The sequence below is a fragment of the Streptomyces sp. NBC_01450 genome, assembly GCF_036227505.1.
GTDB lineage: Bacteria > Actinomycetota > Actinomycetes > Streptomycetales > Streptomycetaceae > Streptomyces.
In genome coordinates this window covers 2003323-2026057 of the sequence record NZ_CP109481.1, presented here as the reverse complement: position 1 = coordinate 2026057, position 22735 = coordinate 2003323, and the positions used below count along the sequence as shown (strand labels likewise).

Sequence of the window (22735 nt, the reverse complement as noted above, 5' to 3'; positions counted from 1 at the left end):
CGGGTGTCGCCAACAACCCGGTGAGGCCGAAAATCGCGAGCCATTCGGTCACAGCCCAGGCAGGATGCCCTCTGTGAACCATGTCCTGTGCGGGCTGGCTGCCAATGCCGCCCTGCCGTCCGAGCTGGTCGACCGGCTGATCGAGGTCGCGGACGCTGACATCGCCGCGGACCTCGCTCGTCGCGCGGACCTCAGCCATGCGCAGGCCGTTGCCCTGGCATCGCGCGTCGAGGAGAGCGCTGCATGGCTTGCGTACGAGGGTCGGCTCACCACCGCCGACATCGATCCCGCGGCACAGCCGCACGCCGCCCTCGCCTTGCTCTGCGAGCGTGTTGACAGCCCGCAATGGGCGCGCCTCTTCGCGACAGATCCAGTCTTCGAGCGCCGGGAGAAGCTGGCTGCCTGTTCCGGTCTCCCGTCCGATGTGGTGGAGACGCTCGCCGCGGACGCGGACGTACGGGTCGTCGCGGAGCTCGCGTTGTGGACTACGCCTGGAGTCGCCGCCAGGCTCGCGGGGCATCCGCATGCCGAGGTCCGCTGCGCGGCAGCGGCCAACCAGGCGACGCCCCCACCCCTGCTGGCGGCACTGCTCACCAGCGAGGGCCTGCCCCCGGCGCTACGATGCCTGGTCTGCGACCGCGAAGAGACGCCGTTCGTACACGACCCGCAATGCCCGCGAAACGAATGCGATCTGCTGCCGGGTGACTCCTGCGACGGCACCCACGAGTCCACCGTGCACGACACACAGCACAGGGCACTGCAGAACCCGGCCACACCCACCGACGCCGTCGTCCGCTTCGTCAATCACCCTTCGCCGCTGCTTCGCTGGGCACTCGCCGCTCGCTCCGATCTGCCGTCGGAGGTATACGGACAGCTCGCCATGGACCCCCACGCTGGTGTCCGAGCCGACCTCGCCGGGAATCCCGCGATCGGGGACGCTCTGATCCGAGCGCTGGCCGGCGACCGTGGCCACGATGTGCAGCGCAGCCTCGCCCACAATCCGCGCGTGCCGCTCGACGTGCTGATCCGCCTGGCCGGCACCACCAAGATCGGCGCAACCCTGCTGCCGCGGATTGCCGCCGCTTCTCCCGCCGAGGTTGCGGAGCTGGCCCAGTCGCCGGAGTCGGCCGCGCGGATGCTCGTGGCTCAACGACGCGATCTGCCGACCGGAATCCGCGATGCGCTGGCCACCGACCCCGACGCGAAAGTGGTCAAGTCCATCGCTTCGCATCCAGGCCTTTCCGAAGCGCAGTTGCGTGCCATGGTCGACCGGCACGGAGTCCGTGTCATCGCCAAGGTGGCGGCCAACCCGGACGCGACTCCGGCACTGCTGGAGGACCTGACCCGGCACGAACCCCCGGTACGGAAGGCGTTCCGCGAGGTCGCCCGGCACCGCAACGCGACGGGCCCGGCGCTGCACAACTGCTTGGCAGACAAGCAGGCGCGGCCCCTGGCCGCCGGCCATCCGGCCCTTCCCCCGCAAGTCATCGCGGAGCTGCTCACCGACCCCGACTGGCGGGTGGTGGAAGCCGCAGCCGCCAACCCGTCGCTGCCGCTCGCCGTGATGTCGGATCTGGTGCCCCAGCAGCTGTAATCGCTCTGCTCGCCAGATGAAACGCACAGCCCCGCCAGTTCAACTGCTCACCCGCCAACTGAAGCACTCAGCCACAATACGGTTCATAGCAGGCCCTGAATTCGACCGTGTCAGAACTCGAAATCTATCGACTGGACGTGCGTGAAATCTGCGACCAGGCTCGGGCAGCGACTGCCCCAATCCATGAAATACGACTCTGCGATGGCCTCCGCGACGATCGGACGCAGGTCTTCGTCCATCGTGCCGGCCTCCTGTAAAGGCTGTCCCGCAATGATCAACTGACTCGACATGGTCAGCATCGAGGATGCCCACCTTGGGTCGGTCTATCCGGCGAGCGCGAGATTGTGCGGTCGGGCCATGCCGAGCATGGCGTGATGAACGCCGTCGCCCTTCAATCGGCAGTCGCGGAGGATCTTCCAGCTCTTCATGCGGGCGAAGGTGTGCTCGACGCGGAAGCGGACCTTGCGGTGTGAGCGGTTGTGCTCCTCTTTCCAGGCCGGGAGTTCGGCCTGGCCTGGTTCACGGCGGCGCGGGATCACACCAGGCCAGTGCCCCGGTAGCCGCCGTCAGCGATCACCGTGGTGTCGCCGACGACGACCTTGGCTCCGGACAACTCCCATGCCTTGCAGTCGTTGCGGTTGCCAGGTAGAGGCCGGCCAAGTGCGACGGCGGTCACCAGCTTGCCGAAGCAGCGCGGGCTCAGCCCGGTGAACGGGCCTATCCAGGGCGGCTGTGACGCCGTGATCACACCAGCCACGAGAAGATCGTCTCACCGCGCTACGAACTGCCCGAGAGGGAGGCACACATGGAGACAGGCTTGGTCGGTCGTCTGGAAGAGGCGGCGAATCGTTTCGTGATCCCCCTGCGCATGAACGAGGGGTTCGATGAGCAGGCGCTCCTTCAGCTACAGGAGGAGATCGATCGCTGCGGGACGGCGTGGAGGGAAGGAACCCACGTACCGAAGCGTGCGGCGTTGATTCTCGCCGAACTCTTTCCAGCGATCGAGGCTTGCGCCTGGCTGTACGAAGGGAACATGCGCCAGCGGATCCAGGAGGCGGGAGCGATGGTGTCTGAGGCGGTGACCGCTGCTCTGGACTGAGCGCCTTCCTGTAGGCCCCAGCGCAAAGGGGCGCGAGCCCCGGAGTGGCTTCCCCGGCCCACTCGGCGATGCTCCAGCAGTTCTTGCACGGCAGGTCCGACAGCATCCCCAGCACCAAGTCCCTCACCCGACGCCGAGGTTCGACCCGTGCGAACCGGACCGCTATCCGGCCCATGAGAACCTCGAACGCCTCCTGCCAGCAGGCAGGGTCTACGGCTGGAGCACCAGATCGTGCTGATACCAGGTGCCCGGCTTACCGCCGAGGTCGGTGGGGTCTGCCGGGCCAACCGGGACGAACCCGGCCTTGGTCAGCACCCTCTGGGACGCGGCATTGTTACGGGAGGTGGCCGCCCGCAGTGTGCCCAGCCCGTGCCGCACCACCGCCAGCCGGCACAGCTCCCGGACGGCAGCGGTCGCCACGCCGCGGCCGGCGACGTGCTGTGCGACCCGGTAGCCGAGTCTGGCAATGCCGTCCTCCAAGTCGTACAGGTTGAACCTGCCGAGTACCGAGCCGTCCTCGGCGACGAGCACGTAGAAGGCGCAGATGCCGGCCTCCTGCTCGGCCAGCGAGGCGTTGTACCGGTCGGCGAACTGGTCGAAGAACTCGTCACCGCGGTCGGAGACCGAGGCAGCGAAGTAGGCGCGGTTCGCCAGCTCGAAGGCCAGGACCGCCGGGGCATGGCCGGCATGCAGCCGCTTCAGCTCGGGCACCGCCCGACTCTACCCGGATGATGCGTTGAGGCCACCTGAGTTTCCGCCAGCGGCAGACAGCCCCCGAGACCAGGGCACATAACGACCTACGGCTGGAGCATTTGCCTCCTTGCCATCTACGAGTGCAGCGGGTGGGCACCTTGGTGGCACCCGAGGGCTTCGGCGTAGGTCCGGTTCCTGGTCAGGTGAGTCCCAGGAGGGCGAGCGGGCGCCGTGCGTCGCGGGCGTTGTAGCGCAGACCGGCCGCGACGTTTGCGACGCCGCTCAGCCGCAGGACTCCGATCGCGAGGTTGCGCCAAGTGGCCGTCGAGCGGGGTCCGTTGCCGGTCCGAAGCTGCGAGGCGTCCTCGGCAAAGGTAGTGACCCTCACGTGGTGCAGGGCTTCCACCCTCCAGTAGTCACGCACGAATGATGCCAGTTGCCCGGGCGTCGCCTGCTCAGCGCTGAGGCTGGTGACGGCGTAGACGGTCTTGGTCGTGGTCTTGCCGGTATTGCGGTCGGTGTGACGACGTTTGGTCTGCGCTGCCTGGCGCGCGCCGGGGAAGGCCAAGTTGTTTACGGTGGCCACCTTGATGCGGCGGCTCTCGGATCGTCCGTGGCCGCTGCCCCGAGTGCGTCCCTGGAGCGGAACCTGTTTCCAGGGCAGGAACTTGAGCTGCTTGCGCAGCTTCTTCGTAGAGTCAGCCGCGCGGCGCGGTGCCCTCGGTGGGGTCGTTTCCGCGCGGCTGCTCCCCGAACCGGACGTGCGAGTTTCCCCGCATCCGGCTCTCCAGTGGTGCTACTGAGCGATCGGCTGCTGATGGATCTCGCCGTGGCAGCGGTCGCAGACGATCAGGGTCTTCCGTCGTCTGGTCCGCATGGCCTCGACCCATCGGGGTGCGGCAGTGGAGCTGTATCGGTTGAGGTCGGTGAGTCGCCTGACGTGGTGGACGGTGATCCCGTCATGCGACGCGCAGAGCTCGCAGATTCCGGCGGTCAGCCGGTCGATTAGCCGGCGGCCCTTCTTCGTCGGCCACGCCCCGTCGATGATCGGTCGGGCGTGTTTGCGCCGACGGAGAGGGATGCCACCGAACCTGGCGGTGAACACCTTGCCCGCTGGAGTGCGCTGGACCGCTTCGAAGCACCGTCGTTTCCCGAAGGGGGTCTCGATGGTGGTTTTGTAGCGTTCACGCATGATCCAGGGAGGGCGGCGGTGCTTGGCCGCCAGGGTCGAGAGCATCGACCGTTCCATGTACTGGCGGAGCTTGTTCAGCCAGTTGATGTTCCCTGCCATCTGGAAGTACTGGACGTAGCCGCGGTATTCCATCCCGAACGTGGCGACGATGTTGTGGTCGCTGGTTCGGATCAGGTCGTTGCGGATCAGGGGTTTGCCCTGTCCGCGCTGGTAGACCCGGCATCTGGCGTTGACGGTCTCCGGCGGGATGCCGAGGGCGATCGCTCCGTTGAGGACGCGTTTCCCCTGGGCTCGCCAGGTGTCATTGTGCTTGGTCCAAATGTCGTAACCGAGGAACCGCGCCTTGTGGGTACGGGCATGGGTGATCAGGGTCTTCTCCCGAGACAGCCGGAGCTTGAGCTCGTCGCGCAGGAACGCGGCGAGTCTTTCCTTGATCTCCTCGGCTTCAGCCTTCGGACCGACGAACCCCAGCAGGTGATCGTCGGCATACCGGAGGTATCGAAGCCGCCGGTAGCCGGGATCGTTTACGTCCCCGCTCGGGATCGACTGCTGGATCTTGCGCAGGGACCGCACCTTGGCCCGGTCTCCCTTGCGTCTCCAGTAACCGATCGTCGCGGTGACGTTCACGTGTTCCCGGTTGCGGCGGCGGACGGCACCCCGGGTGAAGGCCGGTGCCAGCTCCTTTTCCACGAACTTGTCGAGACGGTCGAGGTAGATGTTGGACAGGATCGGCGAGACCACTCCTCCTTGTGGTGCACCGGAGTAGGTGGCATGCCAGATCCAGTCCTCCATATATCCCGCCCGCAGCATGTCCGAGACCAGGGTCAGGAAGCGTCCGTCATGGATGCGTTCGGCCAGGATCGCGAGCATGACCTCGTGGTCGAGACTGCCGAAGCAGTCGGCGATGTCGCCCTCGATGAGCCAGGTGGTGCCCGTCCATGTCGAGGCGATCTCATCGAGCGCGGTGTGGCAGCCCCGGCCAGGGCGGAAACCGTGCGACCTGGACGAGAACTGCGGTTCGTAGTACGCCTCCAGCAGGAGACGCACCACCTCCCCGACCAGTTTGTCCGTCCAGGTCGGCAGCCCCAGGGGCCGCAGACTTCCGTTCTTCTTCGGGATGTGCACCCTCCGGACCGGGGAGAACCGGTAACGCTCGGCCTTCAACAGGTCGATGATCTCCCGAATTCGTCCCAGGCTCATCCCGTCGGGTGTCTTCCCGTCGACCCCGGGCGTCATCGCTCCGCCGTTGGCGTAGATGCGTCCGTAGGCCATCAGGAACAGCTGTTCGCTGAACAGCTGCCGATACAACCGTTCCAGAGACAGACCGCGTCTGCCCCTGTCGCTCAGGACACCGAGCACTGTGTCAGCGCTCTGCATTTCGCATACCTCCCCGGTGTCGCCGGTGTCCGTACCACCTGTGCCCCTTCGCCCTGCGAGCGGCTTTCCCGCTCTCCTCGGCCGGGCGTGACTCCGGCGACTACTACGGGCACTCCGTCACCGCCAGCCGTACTGGGACGGTGATCCCACGTTCGTCTCTGACACACGTTCAGCGCGGCCCAGGCGCCCCATTCATCTCCTTCAATGCCCTCGCTGGGCATCGCTCCCGCCGCGAAGGTTGACCAGGGCGAACCAGTACGTCCCCGGTCACGACGGGCACCGGTTTCAGGTGCCGTTCCGGTCGCAGTAAATTGCTGCCTCTGGAGATTGGGGTTCAGGCAGTCAAGCGCAGGGTAGGCCGCGCGGCGAGGTATCTGGAGTTCAGACCCTTTTCCACGCGACCCCCCACCGAACCGGACGTGCCCCGTTAAAGGCATCCGGCTCTCCAGTGACTACTCCGTGGGTTTCGCGACTTGCGAGTCAGTATGGATATCGTCGTGACAGTTCTGGCAGACCACAAGGGACTTGCGGCGCCGCTTCGCCATGATTGATGCCCACGCCGGCCTGTCCGGCTGACCGAGCTTGTCGAGATCCGAGAGTTTTCGGATGTGGTGAACTTGAACCTTCCCCGACCGCTCACAGATCTCGCACCTCCCCGCAAGGAGTCTGGTGACCAATTCCTTGGGACCAACTGCTCGATCTGGTTTACGGTCTTCGAGGACCGCTGTCTTCTGCCACCGAAGTGGTATGCCACCGTACCGTGCTACCAGTGGTTTCCTGCCACCACTGCGTTCAACGGTCGCTTCGAAGCACGTGCGCAACCCGTATGGAGTTTCGACCTTGGCCTTATACTTGGCCGCCGTCTTCGATACGGTCGAGCGGTGCTTGCCCGCAAGCGTCTTTAGCAGCGATGTCTCCATGACCCAGTTCAGCCGATTCAGCCGATAGACGTCACTGGCCAACAGGTAGTACTGTGCCAACCCGCGATATTCGGCCCCGAAGATAGAGACGATGGTGTAATCGTCCATGTTCATCAAAGGGGTCCTGCGTGCGGGTTTCCCGCGTTTCATATAGGAGGCACATTTAGCCTTGATCACCGCGACTGGCACCCGCAACTTGACGGTCGCGTTGCTTGACCGTTGGCCATTGCTGATCGCCTTGTCGTTCTGCTGAACGGTGATCTCGTAACCGAGGAATCTTGCCGCGCCGGTTCTGGCGTGAGTGATCAATGTTTTCTCCTCGGACAGCTCCAGTTTGAGTTCGTCACGCAGGAACTGCCCGAGGCGTTGCTTGATCTCCTCGGCTTCGGCTTTCGGTCCGGTGAAACCGAGCAAGGTGTCGTCGGCGTACCGCACATAGCGCAACCGCCGGTAGCGAGGATCGTTGAGATCCTTGCTCGGCATACTGCGTAGCTCTTTACGTAGCGATCGCGCCTCGGCACGGTCACCACGCACCCGAGCTAGCGTGAGTGCTTTCTGAACCTTACGATAGGCGGGATTCTTAACTCGTTCCGCCCCTCGGTCATATTCGGGTATCAGAACCTTTTCGACAAAGTTGTCCAACCGGTGCAGATAAATGTTGGAGAGCGTGGGAGAGAGAACACCGCCTTGTGGTGCCCCGGAGAGCGTGGCGTTCCATACCCAGTCCTCCAAGTATCCGGCCTGAAGCATGTTGCGCAATAGCCGCAGAAACCGGCGATCGTGGACTTTCTCAGATAACGTCGAGAGCATGACCTCATGGTCAAGCGACCCGAAGCAGTCGGAGATATCGCCCTCAATCAGCCAGGTCGTACCCGTCCAGGTATTAGCCACCTCGCGCAGCGCGGTGTGGCAGCCCCGACGGGCACGGAACCCATGGGACCGATCGGAAAACTGGGGGTCATAATATGCCTCCAATAGGAGACGCATCACCTCTCCAACCAGCTTATCCGTCCAGCCAGGCAATCCGAGGGGTCTGAGTTTCCCGTTTTTCTTCGGGATCATGACTCTCTTGACCGGACTGAATCGATAGCGCTCGTGGCGCATCGCATCGATAATGCGCTCGATCTTGTCCAGCGACATGCCGTCCACGGTATCTGCCGAGACTCCAGGCGTCATCGCTCCCTTGTTGGAGTAGATACGCCCGTAAGCCATGAGATACAGCTGCGGATTGAACATCTGTCGGTACAGTTCATTACATGGCAGGCCGTGCCTGCCGCGTTCACGGAGGACACCCAGCACTGTTTCGGCGCTCTGCAATTTCGCATACCTCCCAGGTCTTCGAGTGTCCGATCACCTGACCCCCTTCGCCCTCATTCCGGCTTTCCCGGACTTCATGACCGGTCGTTACTCCGGCGACTACTATGGGGTCTCCGTCACCATAGGATTCGCATCCCTTAGGTGATCCCGCGTTCATCTCTGTCGTACGTACTAACGCAACTTAGGTGCCCCACTCATCTCCTTGAATGCCCTCACTGGGCATCGCTCCACGTTCCGGAGGTTGCAACGGCCGCGAAAGAAATGCCGATGCAGGACGTGGCGCCGGTTCCAGACGTCTTTCCGGCGGATGGATATTTGCATCTCCTGGAGATTGGGATTCAGGCAGTCTAGCTTTCACCGTATTGCGTGAATCGCTCGGCGCACTGCTCCTAACGTCTGGACACAGTCGCCGATTTCCTGGCATGCTCTTGTCCCTCTCACCCTTTCAGGCTGAGGTAAGCCATTCGATTCAAGAACGTTCCTCCGAGTCCTTCCCGGCTGAGCCGGGGATACAACAGAGCGCCTCGCGGCGCAATTTCGCCATACCGCGCGGGTCCCCCGGCGCACCGCCCCAGGCACCTGGGCCCGGTCGCCGGTTTCCTGGCATGCTGTGGTCCCCTTCACCTTTCGGATCCAGGTCAGCCATCGGACCCAGCAGACCTCCCTTCGAGTCTGTCCCGCCTTCAGCGGGGATGTGTCAAAGCGCCTCGTGGCGCACTGGTTCCCCTTGACGATCACGAAGTCATCGACGCGATCGCCCGGACGTTCCAGGCTGGATCGACTTCTGTGCCATGAGGCAGGCCTTTGGGCACGTCCTGGCGGAGGTGGGGCTGTTGTAGGACGAGGGCGGCCCCGTCCGCTCAGGCTTTCGTCCCCGGGGTGTCTGTCGGGCAGTCCTGCTCCGGCGGCAGATGGTGGCCAGCGCTCTTCAGGGACCTGGGTCCGCTGGGCCGTCCGGGGGGGGAGGCGACCGAACGTCCTGTGCCGCGTGTCAGCTTTACGGTTCGGGAAGCCGGCCGGGCTTGACCGGGACGAAGAAAGAAGGGGGGCAGCACCGGGATGCCGGGCTGCTCCCCTTCCGGTGCATCAACCTCGACGGCTCACTTCACGACCGCCTTCGTCGCCTTGCTTACCGCCGAACCGTCGTTGTGACCAGTGCGGTGCGCGATCACCTTCACGGTGATCTTCTTGCTCCGCTGTGCCGACTTCAGCACCAGCGAGGACTTGGTTGCCCCGCTGATCGCCTTGCCATTCGCGTACCACTGGTACGCATACGACGTCGGACTGGTGCTCCACGTCCCCTTGGACGCCTTCAGCGTCTTTCCGATCTTCGCGGTCCCGCTGATCACCGGTGGCTTGGTCGACTTGGGCGCGTCTCCCCTCGCGACGGTCACCGCCGCCGAGGGTCTCCGACCCGCTCTGCCAGCCGCTCCGGAGCACCGTGACGGTCACGGTGAGCTTCTTGCCGAGCACCGGCGCCGGGATCGTGTACGTCGACGCGGTCGCACCGGAGATCGCCTGCCCGTCGGCCTTCCACTCGTATGTGTATGAGGACGGGGCCGCCGACCAACTGCCCGGCGCCGCCGTGACCTTGGCTCCTACCTTGGCCATACCCGTCACCTTGGGCGCGGCGGTGTTCGTCAGCTGGGGCTGGGTCACGGTGAACGTGCCGCGCGGGTACTCGCAGCAGCGGGTGAACACGCTGACGTTCCAGGTGCCGGCGGCTGTGCCCGTCAGGTCGACGGTCGCCGTCACCGACCGGTTGTCGGCGGCGACCGAGTCCGTGGTGGCGGTCAGGGTCCTGCCGCTCTGCGTCAACCGGACCTCGGTGTCCGGGCCGAGTGCCGTGCCGGTCACGGTCAGCTTGACCTTGCTCCCCGCCACTCCGGTCGAGGGGCTCACCGCGGTGACACTCACCTTGTCCGGGCCGCAGAGCGTTGAGGAACAGGTCAGCTTGGCGCTGTAGGAGGTGCTGGACGCCTTCTCGGGCAGGCTGAGCAGGAACAGGCTCGGGCTCGCCGCCGAGGACGAGCCCCCGGCCGAGCACTGGGTGCCCGATGTCGACAGCGAACAGCCGTTGGTCCAGCCGCTGTTGTAGAGGGCCGCAACCGCCGTCGTGGCGGCGCCGGTGGTGTCCGTGATCTCCAGGCCGAAGCGGTCGAATCCGGCTGTCGGCAGCACCGCGCACACCGCGCTGTGCTGCTCGTCGAGCGTGCCGGTGACCGGCCCGTAGCCGTAGGACACCGACGGCACCTTGGTGCACTCAGGTGCCGGGCCGTTGGCGGTCGCGATGCGCAGAGCGTCCAGGTGGTAGTCGGGCGCGGCCTTCAGGGTGGCCGGAGTCTGCACGAGGACCTGGTGGGTTGTGGATCCTGTGACCGCACAGGAGCGGTTACTGAAGGAGCACTCGGCGCCGCCGTCACCGTCGAACACTGCCAGGTTGGCGGTGCCCAGCGCGTCCCGCACGTTGACGTGTACGACGTCGCCGGCCGCGTCGGTGGTGACCTGGTGGCAGGTCAGGGTGCCGGGTTCACCGTACGGCGCGGACAGGGACGGGCCGCCGACCTTGGCCGCGGTAGTCCTCGCGCAGCCCGCCGAGGAGGCGGTCGCGGTCACGTCACGCCGGGTCAGCGTGTACGTGGCAGCCTGGTTGCGGCCGGTGACCAGCACGGTGTGGGCCCGGCCTGGGGTCAGGCCGCAGGCGGTCCAGCCGTTGGTGGTGGCGGTGCGGTCGCAGATCTTCTTGCCCGTGGCGTCCAGCACCGAGAACCTCGCCGGTACGCCGCCGGAGGTGGCGATCAGCTGGAAGACCTCTGCGCCGGTGTGCGCGTCGGCCGGGATGCTCAGGCACTGCGAGAAGACGCCGTCACCGGTGGTCAGCGTGGCCTTCGCGCCGTCGGCGGCAAAGCTTCCGGCGGGCAGCACCGGGCAGTCGTTCGCCTCGTCGGTGCGGTGGAAGGCGATCGTGTAGGGGCCCGTGGCGTCATCGCCGGTGTCCTCGGTGTGCACCAGCGCCCGATAGGGAGCCGTACCGGTCAGCGCGCAGTCGCCGGCGGCCAGTTCGGTCGCGTTGCACTGAGCGGTGCCGTCCGCGTCGAAGACCTCCACGTCGACGTCCACGCCGGAGCCGGCGGTCGGGGTGAGCGCGGCGATCCGGGCGCCCTGAGGCGCGTCCAGCTTCAGGCAGTCGTACTGTCCGACTGTGCTCAACTCGCCCTGGTACAGGCCTGTTCCGATGGCCACGCATCCGGTGTCGTAGGTGCGGTCGAGGACGATCAGGTCGTCCTTGAAGTCGTGGAAGGGGTAGGTGTCGTCGAGGGCCGCAGTGTAGGTGCCTGCGGCCGGCAGCCGGCAGGGGTCGGATGCCCGGCAGGCGATCTTCCCGGCAGCGTCGTACACGAGGACGGGGCTCGCGGATTGGCCGTCGGTATTGTGGACCAGATGGGGTCCGGCCTTGTCGACGGTGAAGGCGAAGCAGGGGTTGGCCTGGAAGTCCAGGTCCTCGAGCGTCCCGAAGGGGCGCACGGAGGCGCTCCGGCAGCCCTGCGGGTCACTCAACGAGCGCACCTTGACCGCGTACTCGGCAGGGTATCCGCTGCCCGCGTCGGTGACCTGGGAGATCACCCGGTAGGGGCCCTCGCCAGGCAGCACGCAGCTGCGGGTGTCCTCGTTGTCCTCCGTGACGCGCGGACAGATCCGGGTCCCGCTCGCGTCCGTGATCCACGCGACCGTGCCGCCGTAGACCTTGGTGCCGCTGGTGAGCCGGACACGCTCGCCGGGCTTGCCTTCGAACGCCTGGCAGTCGACCTCCAGCGAACTGGCCGAGGTCCGGCTCACCGTGGGCTGGTCCCAGGCGGTGCCGGCCGACTCGAAGCAACCTTGGGTGGCCGCGGCGAGCGGGACGACGGTGACGGAGGTGTTCTCCGGGTCCGCCCAACCGCTGTTGACGACCTTGAGGGTGTAGCTGCCGGGCGCGGGCACCTGGCAGCGGCCGCTCTCAAGGAACCGCTCGTCGTAGCAGTCGAGCTCGGTGCCGTCTTCGGCGTACATCTGTGTGTAGGCGTTGGCGCTGTCCTTCAGTGACACCAGGTACAGGCCCGCCGCCGGGGCCGTCACGGTGAAGCAGGCGCTGTCTTGGGGCGGGACGGCCGCCGTGCCGACGGCGGCCCCGGGGTCGCCGAAGGACGCGAGCGTGAGCGGTGCGCACTCCGCGTCGGCTGCGACGGCGGGGCTCGCCCCGGTCAGGGTCAGTAACGAGGCGAACAGCGAGAGGAGAACGGCGAGGACAGCCGCGGCAGCGGCCGGCCGCCCCCGTCTCGCACGCGGACAGGAGTCGACGTCGGGCAATGGATCCCCCCTGGATCATGGGTAGTTGTAGCCGATGGTCGCACGGGGGTATGACAACGCGCTGGTCGCGGATCTCTTCGAGCGTGCTCCACAGGCGGCGGGGTCCGCCCTGGTGGACCGTCGGCGACTGGCGCGGGCCGTCCGTGCCGGCCCGGGCCCAGGAGCCGTCGGGGTGCGCCATCCAGACAGTGCGCCCGCCGCCGTCGCGTCGTCGGGTGCGGTGCTCGATGACGGGCGCCGTCAGTTGGAGCATCGAGCGCACCGCCCAGGAATCCGGTACGTACAGCAGCGGGTACCGGCTGGTGGACACGTCGTCGCCGTCGCTCTCAGACCGCGGAAGGCTGTGGGAAGCAGGGCCCCGCCGGGGTGGCCTCGTCTGCTGAGAGGGGTCGCGGCACGGTAGAGAGTCAGCCTTGTGACGCCGTATCACACCTTCTTGAGGTTATTGGCACAAAGATGAGGTTCGGCTGCCTTGCGATCCCAGATACATCAGAATGTTCCTCTGCCCAGTAAAGAGGGGGGCGTCATGGCCACGGGGAAGCCTCAACTGTTGTTCGTGCACGGCATCGGCGGCCTTCGGCACACCGCCACTGACCGCCGCAGGTGGCTGGAAGCACTGGCCGCCGGAGCCCGGGACGCGGAGATGGCCGATGCGATCTCCGCATTGACACAGAGCTGGCTGGCGGATGTCACGTTCGCCGACTACAGCGATCTGTTCGACCGCCGGGGAGCCCAGGGCGAGGCAGCCGGGGAACTCGACGGGCAGGACGTCTCCTTCCTCGTAGAGCTACTTGACTCGATGCTGGAGGAGCTCGCCGAACAGTTCCCGCTCGAGAGCAGTCCCCAGGACGCCCGGGTCATCCGTGACGCACGTTTCCAGCTCGACGCCGCGATCCAGGGGCGACAGGCCCAAGGCGCAGGAGACATCGGCCGTCGGCTGGTGGGCGTCACGACGACCATGCTCCGCCTCCCGGGGGTACGTCAGGCGGCGCAGTGGATGAACGGCTGGGCAGTTCTGTCCCAACTCGCCCAGGTCGGCCGTTACTTGGACCGCCGCGCCGGGAAGGCGGAGCTGGGTGCGGCCATCCGTGCGCGGGTGCTCGGGGTCCTGGACCCTGCGCGGCCCCTCGTGGTGGTCTCGCACAGCCTGGGCACGGTCGTCGCCTACGAGGCGCTGCACGAGTACGAGGGAGCGGTGTCCCTCTGGGTCACCCTGGGTTCCCCTCTGGCTCTGGGGGCGGTGGTTCTGGACCGTCTGGTGCCGACCCCGGCGTCCTGCCCGGCGCGCGTCGCCTCCTGGCTCAACTTCTGGGACCGCGACGACATCGTGGTGGGCCGGCCGTATCTGGCCGACTGGATCCGCCCGAGCAGGAGCGGTGTCAAGGCCGTGACAGAGCGCGTTGACTCCCGCGGGCTGTGGACGCACACCGCTACGAAGTACCTGGAGCACGGGACTGTGGCCCGCCCGGTGATCGAGGCCCTCCGGCCGTGACCGCCACCATGAACCCGCCGCGCAACGTGCTCGTCGTGGGTGCACAGTGTGAAGGCGGCGCGAGGTTGGAAGGGCTGGAGGACGCCGCCCGTGCCCTCCATGCAGTCCTGGTGGATCCGAAGCTGGGGGGCTGCGTGGACCGCGGTGAGGACTCCCTGCTGATCGGCACCGGCCTGGGCAGGAATCAAGTCCATGACGCCGTGAAGCGGGCCGCGCAGGTCGCACAGCGTGACGGCGGCCCCCTTGTGCTCGCGCTGCTCGGTCACGGGGAGGGCGCTGAAGGCGCTCCGCTGTATTTCGTCACCTCGGGCAGGAAGAACGCGCCGTCGCTCTCCAACGTGAACGTGCCCTCCTTGCTTGGCGACGCCCTCAACCACCCTGGTCTGACCGGTCTGATCGCGATTGTCGACACCTGCCTCTCAGGCGGTGCGGTACCAGGCACTCCGGTGATCACCGCCGGACGGCAGGAAGGCAATGTGCGTTTCTCCCTCCTCTTTGCGGCCAGCGCGAAGGAGCAGGCGTTCGACATGCGGCTGAGCACGGACCTCACCCGTCTGATCGAGGAGGGTCTGCCCGGCGCCGGGGACTTCCTGAAGGTTGACGACGACTTGATGGAGCAGCTCCGTGAGCGGATCCATGGTCAGCAGCCGGGGCGGAACATCTTCGACGGAGGCCCGTATTTCGGTGATGCCCTCTGGCTGGCAAGGAATCGCGCCGCCTTCCTCGACCGCACTCTCGGATCAATCGCCGGCAAGGCGGTACGGGACGCCGTCCGCCGGATCGACACCAACCTGCGGTTGTCCACAGAAAACGAGCTTGCCGCATGGCTGGAGGCGAACCAGCAGACGGCAACCGGAGGCGCTCGGGCCGCCGTCCATCGGCTGCGCGAAGTGCTGGCCGAGCTGGAAGCCGGCCGCAGGACGCTGAACATCGTCAACAAGGTGTTCGGCCCGGACCTGACCGAAGACAACCTGCGGCTGGCCGGCATGCTGGCAGGCCTTCCTCTGCCCTTCGTGCAGCATGAACCACCCCGGACCCTGCGGGATGCCGTCGAATACGCGGCTCATCATGGGGGCACCGCACAGGGCCAGCACCGCGCCCTGGCTCACCTGGTTGCGGCCATGGCCCATGTGACCGGACACGGAGACCAACTGCCTGAGGATGTCATCACCTGGGCGCAGGACCTCGAGCTCACCGCCACGGTCAACAGTCGTCTGCGCGAGCTGAACCACCAACCCTACGGTGAATGGGCCCCACGGCTGGTCCTGGTGCTTGCCGACGACGGAGGCGAAAGCATCGTCCGCGTGGACGCCTGGCTGCTCTTCGGCCGAGCCGTGCTCGGCAACCAACGCTTCCCTTGCGGTCCCGGAGACGAGAGTCTCAAGACGGCCCTGGCCAAAGCCGTCGCCTGGGCGGCCCCATGGGCGAACATGGCGGGGAAGAAGTTGCAGCACATCGATGTCGCCGCGCCCACCCTGGTACTGCTCGACTGCCCCCCGGAAGAACAAGTCGTCCGCAGGCAGAAGCTGGGTGTCAACTACACCGTCACAACCCGCTGGTCCGGCCTGCTGACGCCCCCTCCCGACGCCACGGTCGACGACATGCTCCAGGTGGGCGAACAACTGCTGGTCTCCCTGAACGACATCAACTGCTCCGGACCCAAGTGGCTCCATGTGGAACAGCTGGCGACCGTTGACCAACTGCAGGAGCATCTGAGCAACCACGGCTTCGGACAGCAGGTATGGGCGCTTACCTCCCTGCCGGAGACACACTGGGACTTCGCGGCGCAGGAGCTCCTCGAGCACACACCCGCACTGGTCTGGCCACGGCACAAGAACGTCAGCGATGAGCAGGTCATCAAAGCATCGGTGGGGAAGCACTGGCAGGTTCTGCCACAGCAGATCGCGCACGCCTACCAGCAGCATCTGAGTGGAGCCGGCCAGAGCCACGATGATGATCTCGGCCCTTTGGCCACCGTGCGAGCCGCCTGGCATGACAAGGACTGGCAGGCGTTCTGCCGGAGACGGGCCAGGGCGGTCGTGAGAGCACCAGACGAGATGACGTCCAAGGAGCGAGCATGAGCTGGACCCCCTACTACAGGGGCACGGGTGTCCCCCCGAAGAACCGCACCGAGGTCAGGAGACTGCCGGCCCCGCCCCCGTGGCGCGCCCCCGTACGGCAGCAGGAGACTGACTCGCGCAAGGACCCCGCCACCACCTACCGTCCGGTCACCGGCCTTGTCGACGCGGTGAATGCCGCCCTACATCTTCGTCGCCCCCTGCTGCTGACTGGTCGCGCGGGCTCTGGGAAGTCCACCGTCATCCGTCAGATCGCAGCCGAGCAAGTCCTGGGCGAGGTACTCCACTGGCACATCACCTCCCGCAGCACCCTCGCCGACGCGCTCTACCGCTACGACGCTCTCGGCCGCATTCACGCCCACAACCTGCGCACCCTGGACGGCAAGGCCCGGCCACATGGCGACGACCGCGAGGACGACATCGGCGAATTCATCCAGCTCGGCCCCCTGGGCACCGCGCTCCTCCCCGGCGACCGACCCCGCGCACTACTGATCGACGAGATCGACAAGAGTGACCTCGACCTGCCGAGCGACCTCCTCGATGTCCTGGAGCGCGGCGGTTTCGAGATCCCCGAACTGGCCAGACATCCCAAGCCCGACATCCAGGCCCGCACCGCCGACAAAGACGGGAAGCACACCATCGAGCACGGCCGGGTTCAGTGCACCGAGTTCCCGGTCATCGTGCTGACAAGCAACGGCGAACGCGACTTCCCCGCACCCTTCCTGCGCCGCTGCATCCGCTTCGAGATGCCGCCGCTCTCCGAGGAAACACTCACCGATATCATCGCCGCCCATCTCGGTGATATCGAGGACAGCGCCACCACCACCGTTGTGCAGAACTTCCTCAACAAACTGAACGCCGGCGAGTACGTCGCGATCGACCAGCTCCTGAACGCCGTCTACCTTCTGCGTGGCGACCGTGTCCCGGACCCCGACCAGCGGCAGAGCCTGGAGGACATGCTGTTGCAGGGGCTGGGGCGTGGCTGAGGACGCCGCTGCCCTTCTGGCGCGGCTCGCTCGGGCGGGCGGCGGTGACATCGACGTCAAGGAGCTCCTCGACGCAGTCCTCCTCGCCTCTGCCTGGGCCCACTCCGACAAGGGTCATGGCAGCCCGTCTCCCCATACCGCGGACGCAGCAGCGCGACTCGAGGAACAAGGCCAGGCCGACACCGCCGCTCCCACAGAAGGCACCCGGGCACGGGGAAGCGGCGACGCGACGGACACCGCCCATGAGCCTGTCGCCTCAGTGTGGCTCGAGGACGAGGCCGGTGCTCGCACCGTTCCCGGCAGACGAGTGAATATCGGCCGCGCCACCGCGCTCCCCAACGCCCTCGACATCGGCCGTGCGCTGCGCCCGCTGCGCCGCCCCTGGGTCTCCGGCGTCCGACGGCGTCTGGACATCGACGCCACTGTCGAGCACTACACCCGTACCGGGATGCTCGTCCCCCGGCTCACTCCTGAGCCGGAACCATGGCTGGAGGTGATCGTCGTCCTGGACCGCGGCACCGCCATGGCAGTCTGGGACGAGACCGTTCGCGCCCTCACCAAGACGCTGCGTGCCCTGGCCGCCTTCCGTGACGTCCGCGTCTGGCACCTCGATCACCCGCCCGGCGACACCCCTGTCCTGCACGATCACCACGGCGGTGCCCTTCCCATGCACCCCGACGCCGCTCACCACACCCAGCCGGCGCGCCGCCTCCTCCTCGTGGTCACCGACTGCGCGGCACCGGCCTGGCGACAGGACGCCCTATGGCGGACACTTCACACCTGGGGCCGCACCGCCCCGGTCGCCCTCATCAACCCGCTGCCCAAGCGGCTCTGGCAGCGCTCCGGTCTCGACCTCCCCCACACCACTGCGGCGGCGACCGTCCCCGCCTCGCCCGGCAGCCTCCTCTCCTACCGCCGCCCGCGACTCCTGCGTGAAACCCAGGACACGAAACCCTGGCAAGCGCTGCCTGTCCTGCAATTCGACCCTGCCCAAATCCTCGCGTGGGCCCGCACCCTGATGCGCACCGACCCGTCCGGCTGCGAAGCTGTCCTCGTACCCGCCACCGGCCGGCCACCACTGCGTCGCCAGCATCCCGGCCCGGTCGTCCAGCCCGACGTGGCACCCACCGACGACCAGGTACGCGCCCATGCCGAGGCATTCACGGACGACCGTGAGTCCTCCGCCGTCCGCCTCGCCATCGCGGCGTCCCCGCTCGATTCCTTCACCATCCCCGTCCTCGACGTGCTGCGCGAACGCCTCGTCCCAGATGCCACCCTCGCCGACACCTCCGAGTTCCTCACCGCCGGCCTCCTCACCGCCACACGCCGCACATCGGCCGACACGATCTATTACTTCCACCCCGCGGCAGCCGCCCACCTGGCCACCCTGCTCACCCGCGACCAACTCTGGGACACCCACTTCGCCCTCAGCGACCATCTCGCCGCCCACCTCCAAGCCCCCCACGGCATCCCGGTAACCCTCCACTCTCCCCACGCCGATGACACCGTGCCGACCGGCATCCGCCCCATCGCCTACGCGGCGGCCACGACGGCGCGGCTGCTGGGAGTCGAGCCAACGGACCATCTGCCCGAGACCGGACGCCGCCGCGCGGCCGAGCGACCAGCTGGATCGTCGAGCAAGCCACAGCGCGGCACTGCCCCGACCACTCCCAGGGTGCCGGAGAACAGCGACCAAGCAACGAAGCCGGAACTGGTCAGACCACTGACACCGGCGCCCCGGACGGACCCGGACGCGCCGCCCGCCGGTCTGCTCCTGCCGCCCGCCCGGGGTGGCCCCACCCCGGGCGCGCCGCTCGACAGGGAGGGCCGGCGGAGCCTCATCGAGGCGCTGCTCCGCTCCCCGGTGGGGCGCACCCAAGACACTTACGCCCTCTGGCTCGACACCGTGCGCCTCATGATCAGGCCGGTCGAACTCAGCCCGTCGCGTGACGACGCCCCGCTCAGGACCCGCATCATCTCGCTCATCAACTTCGCCATGTCCCAACCGACTCCGCAGGTCATGAGCACCCTCGCCGACGCCCTGGAGGAACTCGGCAGCGAACCGGCCATCGCCGACGTACGACAGCTGGTCGACCGGGCCGTGGACGCCTGGAACCACGAGACGCTGACGGAGACGGCAAGCGGACAGGACCGGCAGCGGGCACGGGTGAACGACGACGCTCTGGAACTCGGCGAAGCGCGCTACGAGTCGGTGATCAGCATCGACGCCAGGGGTTCCGGCGCGTACGACGACGTCGACGCGCAGCGTATGCGTGCCCGGATCTACCGGGTCCTGGAGACGGCGTTCACCCGAGCCGAGGTGGCGCGGGACGCCGTGTACATGGAGGATCGCGGCGACGGCGTGCTGCTGACGGTCGCGGGCCGGGTCGCGGCGAGCCGACTGCTCGGCCGATGGCTGGTCGAGGTGCACGAGACGCTGCGGAACGAGAACCGCGTCCTGCGCGTACCGGAGAGGCTGCGGATCGGCATGCACGTCGGGCCGGTGCGGCACGACCACCGAGGCATCAGTGGACGCGCCGTCGACCTCGCCTGCCGACTGGCCGACTCCGCCGTCGCCCGGCGACTGCTCGATGCCGAGGGGGCCAACCTCGTGCTCGTGACCTCTCAGTCCCTGTACGAGGACGTGGTCCGAACCGGGGGCAGGTTCATCGAGCCGGTGCACTACTCCTCGGCCCGGCTGCAGCTCAAGGAGGGCGAGGTCACCGCATGGTTCCACCTGCCCGGGCGGCCCGCTCCGGCGATCCCCGACGCCACACCGCCCTCAACCTCTCGTGTGACGCCCACCGACAGCCCCACCACGGTGCATGGAGGAACGCGCGCAGGGAGACAGAGATTCGACGATGTCCAGCTCGACCTCATCGCGAGGATAGTACGGGTGCTCGAGGAGCCTGCCGGTGGCCTACTGGAGCCCGGCGGACGCTACTTGTGGCGGCGGTTCATCGAGGAGGCGGTGCACGGGCTACCGCAGGAGTTTTCCGTGCCGCATCACGAGTTCCTGAACGTGGTGAGCACGTGTGCCCGGCAGGACGGGGCACTGGAGGAGCTGGCCCGCGCCACCGCGCTGGTCGCACCCGCCCTGGGCAGGAATCTGCAACCGTTGCTGGATGAATGGCGGGCGCACGACTTCTACGCCGGGCGTGACTGGGGTTTGCTGCGCAGGCAGCTCCAGATCCGGCTTCCCGAACTGGCCACCCTGGTCTCCCGGTCGACGGGCGGCCGGGTGGCCCTTCCCTCCTATTGCGAGACTGCGTGGCAGGCATTCGTGTACCTCACCGACGTCAACTCCACCGTCGGTCACCTGCCACCGAGCATGGTCCTGCTCGAACACCTCGCGCACTGCCCTGAACTCGCCCCCGCAATGGATGAGATGAGGGCCTGGAACGACCACTTCGCCGCGGAGTGGGGGCTGTCCGGCGGAGTGGTAGGTAGTGAGGGGCTGTGGGCCCTGCGCAGGCGGCTGGAGCTGAAACGACGATCCTGACCGTCAGGGACTCCACATGCCAGGAGCCGCGACAACAGCCATCAAGGGACAGGATCTGAGACGGAGGCGCCGCGACCCCACCCCGCGATCAGGGATCCGGTCCACCCTGCGGGAAATCCGTCGCTGTTCAGTCCCCGACCCGTACCAGCCCGCTCTCGTAGGCGAAGATCACCGCGTGGATGCGGTCCCGGAGGCCCAGTTTGGTCAGGATGCGGCCGAGGTGGGTCTTGACGGTCGTCTCCCCGACGAAGAGGCTGCCGGCGATCTCGCCGTTGGCCAGTCCCCGGGCGACCAGGGCGAGGACTTCCCGTTCCCGCTCGGTGAGAGCCGCCAGGCGGCTGCGCTGGGCGGGCACGGACGCGGGGGCGTGCAGAACGAAGCGTTCGACCAGGCGTCGGGTGAGCGAGGGCGCCACCATGACCTCGCCCCGCAGCACCGCACGGACGGTCACCAGGATCTCCTCGGCGGGGGCGTCCTTGACGAGGAAGCCGTTCGCGCCGGCACGCAGGGCGGCGTAGGCGTACTCGTCGAGGTCAAAGGTGGTGACGACGAGGATCCGGGGCCCATGGGGCTGCGCGCAGAGGTGTTCGGTCGCGGCGAGTCCGTCCAGACCGGGCATGCGTACGTCCATCAGGACGAGGTCCGGCTCCAGGGCGGCCACGCCCGCGATCGCCGCGTCGCCGTCGGCGGCCTCGCCCACCACGGTGAGATCGGGCTGGCTGTCGACGACCATGCGCAGCCCTATCCGGACCAGCTCCTGGTCGTCGCAGATCAGCACACGGGACCGTGACGGAGTGGGAGTTGGGGTCGGGGCCGGGGTCGGGTCGGTCATGGGGTCGCCGTGGTGGGCTCGGGCTCGGTGGGGCGCAGGGTGGCGGCGACCCGGTAGCCGCCGTCGGGTGTGGGCCCGGCGTCGACACTCCCGCCGTACAGGGCGGTGCGTTCGCGCATGCCGGTGAGTCCGCGGCCGGAGGAGAGCAGCGGGGCGGGGCGCGCTGCGGCGGCTTCCCCTCCGGCTCCGGCCGAGTTCTCCACCCGGACACGGACCAGCCGCCCGGGACCAGGGGTACCGGTGTCGACCCGTACGTGGATCGTGGCGTCCGGCGGCGCGTGCTTGACGACGTTGGTGAGCGCCTCCTGCACGATGCGGTACGTCTGCACGGTGAGATCCGCAGGAAGGCCGCCCCGCTCTCCGCGGAGGTCCAGCCGGGCGCGTGTGCCGCTCGTGTTGAGGCGTTGGACCAGCCGCCGCAGATCGGCCGAGAGCGACTCGGTGGCCCCCACGGGATCGCGACCAGAGCTGGATTCGGGGTCGGGGTCGGGGCCGTCGGCCGAGGCGTCCGCGACGGGAGTACGCAGCACCTCCAGCAGCCGGCGCAGTTCACCCAGGGCCTCACGGCCGGTCGCGCTGATGACGCCAAGGGTGCGGTCGACGACGGCGGGGTCGACATGCCGCATCAGCCTGCCGCCCTCGGCGTTCAGCACCATCACGCTCATACTGTGCGCGAGGACATCGTGGATCTCGCGGGCGATGCGCGCCCGCTCCTCGGCGACGGCGACCTTGGCCAGGGCGAGGCGCTCCGACTCGGCGAGCGCGGCCCGCCGCTCGAACTCGGCGATGTAGGCGCGCCGGGCACGGACGTACTCGCCGAACACCCAGGCCCCGGCCAGCAAGAGCCCCACCGCGAGCGGGGTGAGCCAGGCACCGCGAGCGCCCGGACCCAAGGATTCCCGCTGCCACGAGGGAATCCACAGCAGTACGCAGACGGCGGCACAGACCACCGTCGCCGCCGCGGCGCGGCGCAGGCCACGCACCGTGAGGGTGGCCAGGACCGCGGCCAGGGCGACGGCGCCGCGCCCCGGTTCCTGTCCCCAGACCTGTCCGAGATACTGCGCCCAGAACGCCGCCGTCACCAGGGCCGCGACGAGCACCGGCCGACGGCGGCGCCAGAGCAGAGGCAGCACCAGGGCCACGTACACGCCCGCCTGTACCCAGACCGGCCGCCATCCCGGCTCCGGGCGGATCACCGGGGGCACGGCCACCAGCACGACCAGCAGGAGGTCCGTCAGCCACGGGTGGCCGCGCCGCAGGCGGGGCAGGGTCTCGATCAGCCGATGCACCGCCTCACGCTACGGCC

Annotated in this window: 14 protein-coding genes and 2 pseudogenes; 6 read left to right on the top strand and 10 right to left on the bottom strand. The window is 67.6% G+C overall.

The window, feature by feature from the left end; translation table 11 throughout:
• The first annotated feature begins 73 nt into the window (after nucleotides 1-73).
• Nucleotides 74-1594 carry a hypothetical protein gene (locus OG568_RS57895; protein WP_329538003.1) on the top strand — a complete coding sequence of 507 codons (1521 nt, stop codon included), beginning with the start codon at nucleotides 74-76 and terminating at the stop codon, nucleotides 1592-1594.
• 110 nt (nucleotides 1595-1704) lie between these two features.
• Here the strand turns inward: OG568_RS57895 and OG568_RS57890 are convergent, their stop codons facing one another.
• Both OG568_RS57890 and OG568_RS57885 read right to left on the bottom strand, forming a co-directional pair.
• Nucleotides 1705-1893 carry a hypothetical protein gene (locus OG568_RS57890; protein ID WP_329538002.1) on the bottom strand — a complete coding sequence of 63 codons (189 nt, stop codon included), beginning with the start codon at nucleotides 1891-1893 and terminating at the stop codon, nucleotides 1705-1707.
• Between the two features lie 24 nt (nucleotides 1894-1917).
• Nucleotides 1918-2261, bottom strand: a pseudogene (locus tag OG568_RS57885) (transposase); the annotation flags it as partial.
• 138 nt (nucleotides 2262-2399) lie between these two features.
• Here OG568_RS57885 and OG568_RS57880 point away from each other — a divergent pair.
• Nucleotides 2400-2693, top strand: a complete 294-nt coding sequence (locus OG568_RS57880; RefSeq protein ID WP_329538001.1) for a hypothetical protein — start codon at nucleotides 2400-2402, stop codon at nucleotides 2691-2693.
• A 40-nt stretch (nucleotides 2694-2733) separates the two neighbouring features.
• Here the strand turns inward: OG568_RS57880 and OG568_RS57875 are convergent.
• From OG568_RS57875 to OG568_RS57850, 6 genes and pseudogenes are all read right to left on the bottom strand, one after another.
• Nucleotides 2734-2868, bottom strand: a pseudogene (locus OG568_RS57875) (IS701 family transposase); the annotation flags it as partial.
• 35 nt (nucleotides 2869-2903) lie between these two features.
• The gene (locus tag OG568_RS57870; protein WP_329538000.1) at nucleotides 2904-3404 is read right to left on the bottom strand and encodes a GNAT family N-acetyltransferase; all 501 of its coding nucleotides are present in this window, start codon (nucleotides 3402-3404) and stop codon (nucleotides 2904-2906) included.
• A 181-nt stretch (nucleotides 3405-3585) separates the two neighbouring features.
• Nucleotides 3586-3954 carry a hypothetical protein gene (locus OG568_RS57865; protein WP_329537999.1) on the bottom strand — a complete coding sequence of 123 codons (369 nt, stop codon included), beginning with the start codon at nucleotides 3952-3954 and terminating at the stop codon, nucleotides 3586-3588.
• Nucleotides 3955-4182: 228 nt separating this feature from the next.
• Complete coding sequence (locus OG568_RS57860) at nucleotides 4183-5955, bottom strand: reverse transcriptase/maturase family protein (protein WP_329536214.1); 1773 nt, start codon at nucleotides 5953-5955, stop codon at nucleotides 4183-4185.
• A gap of 452 nt (nucleotides 5956-6407) precedes the next feature.
• Entirely contained in the window at nucleotides 6408-8192 is a 1785-nt protein-coding gene (locus OG568_RS57855; protein WP_329536215.1) for a reverse transcriptase/maturase family protein, read from the bottom strand.
• A 1086-nt stretch (nucleotides 8193-9278) separates the two neighbouring features.
• Nucleotides 9279-12539, bottom strand: a complete 3261-nt coding sequence (locus OG568_RS57850) for a Tat pathway signal protein (protein WP_329537998.1) — start codon at nucleotides 12537-12539, stop codon at nucleotides 9279-9281.
• A gap of 526 nt (nucleotides 12540-13065) precedes the next feature.
• Between OG568_RS57850 and OG568_RS57845 the strand changes: the two genes are divergently transcribed.
• The 4 genes from OG568_RS57845 (at nucleotide 13066) to OG568_RS57830 (ending at nucleotide 20597) form a co-directional block, all read left to right on the top strand.
• Entirely contained in the window at nucleotides 13066-14031 is a 966-nt protein-coding gene (locus OG568_RS57845; protein WP_329537997.1) for a hypothetical protein, read from the top strand.
• A 245-nt stretch (nucleotides 14032-14276) separates the two neighbouring features.
• Entirely contained in the window at nucleotides 14277-16112 is a 1836-nt protein-coding gene (locus OG568_RS57840; RefSeq protein ID WP_329537996.1) for a hypothetical protein, read from the top strand.
• Nucleotides 16109-17095 (top strand): AAA family ATPase, encoded by a 987-nt coding sequence (locus tag OG568_RS57835; RefSeq protein ID WP_329537995.1) that lies wholly within the window; start codon nucleotides 16109-16111, stop codon nucleotides 17093-17095. The genes OG568_RS57840 and OG568_RS57835 overlap by 4 nt, the downstream gene beginning before the upstream one ends.
• A complete protein-coding gene (locus OG568_RS57830) occupies nucleotides 17088-20597 on the top strand; it encodes an SAV_2336 N-terminal domain-related protein (RefSeq protein ID WP_329537994.1) in 3510 nt (1169 codons plus the stop codon). The genes OG568_RS57835 and OG568_RS57830 overlap by 8 nt, the downstream gene beginning before the upstream one ends.
• A 127-nt stretch (nucleotides 20598-20724) precedes the next feature.
• Here the strand turns inward: OG568_RS57830 and OG568_RS57825 are convergent, their stop codons facing one another.
• Entirely contained in the window at nucleotides 20725-21429 is a 705-nt protein-coding gene (locus OG568_RS57825; protein ID WP_266592592.1) for a response regulator, read from the bottom strand.
• On the bottom strand, nucleotides 21426-22718 hold the full coding sequence (locus tag OG568_RS57820) for a sensor histidine kinase (protein WP_329537993.1): 1293 nt from the start codon (nucleotides 22716-22718) through the stop codon (nucleotides 21426-21428). The genes OG568_RS57825 and OG568_RS57820 overlap by 4 nt, the downstream gene beginning before the upstream one ends.
• Nucleotides 22719-22735 lie beyond the last annotated feature (17 nt).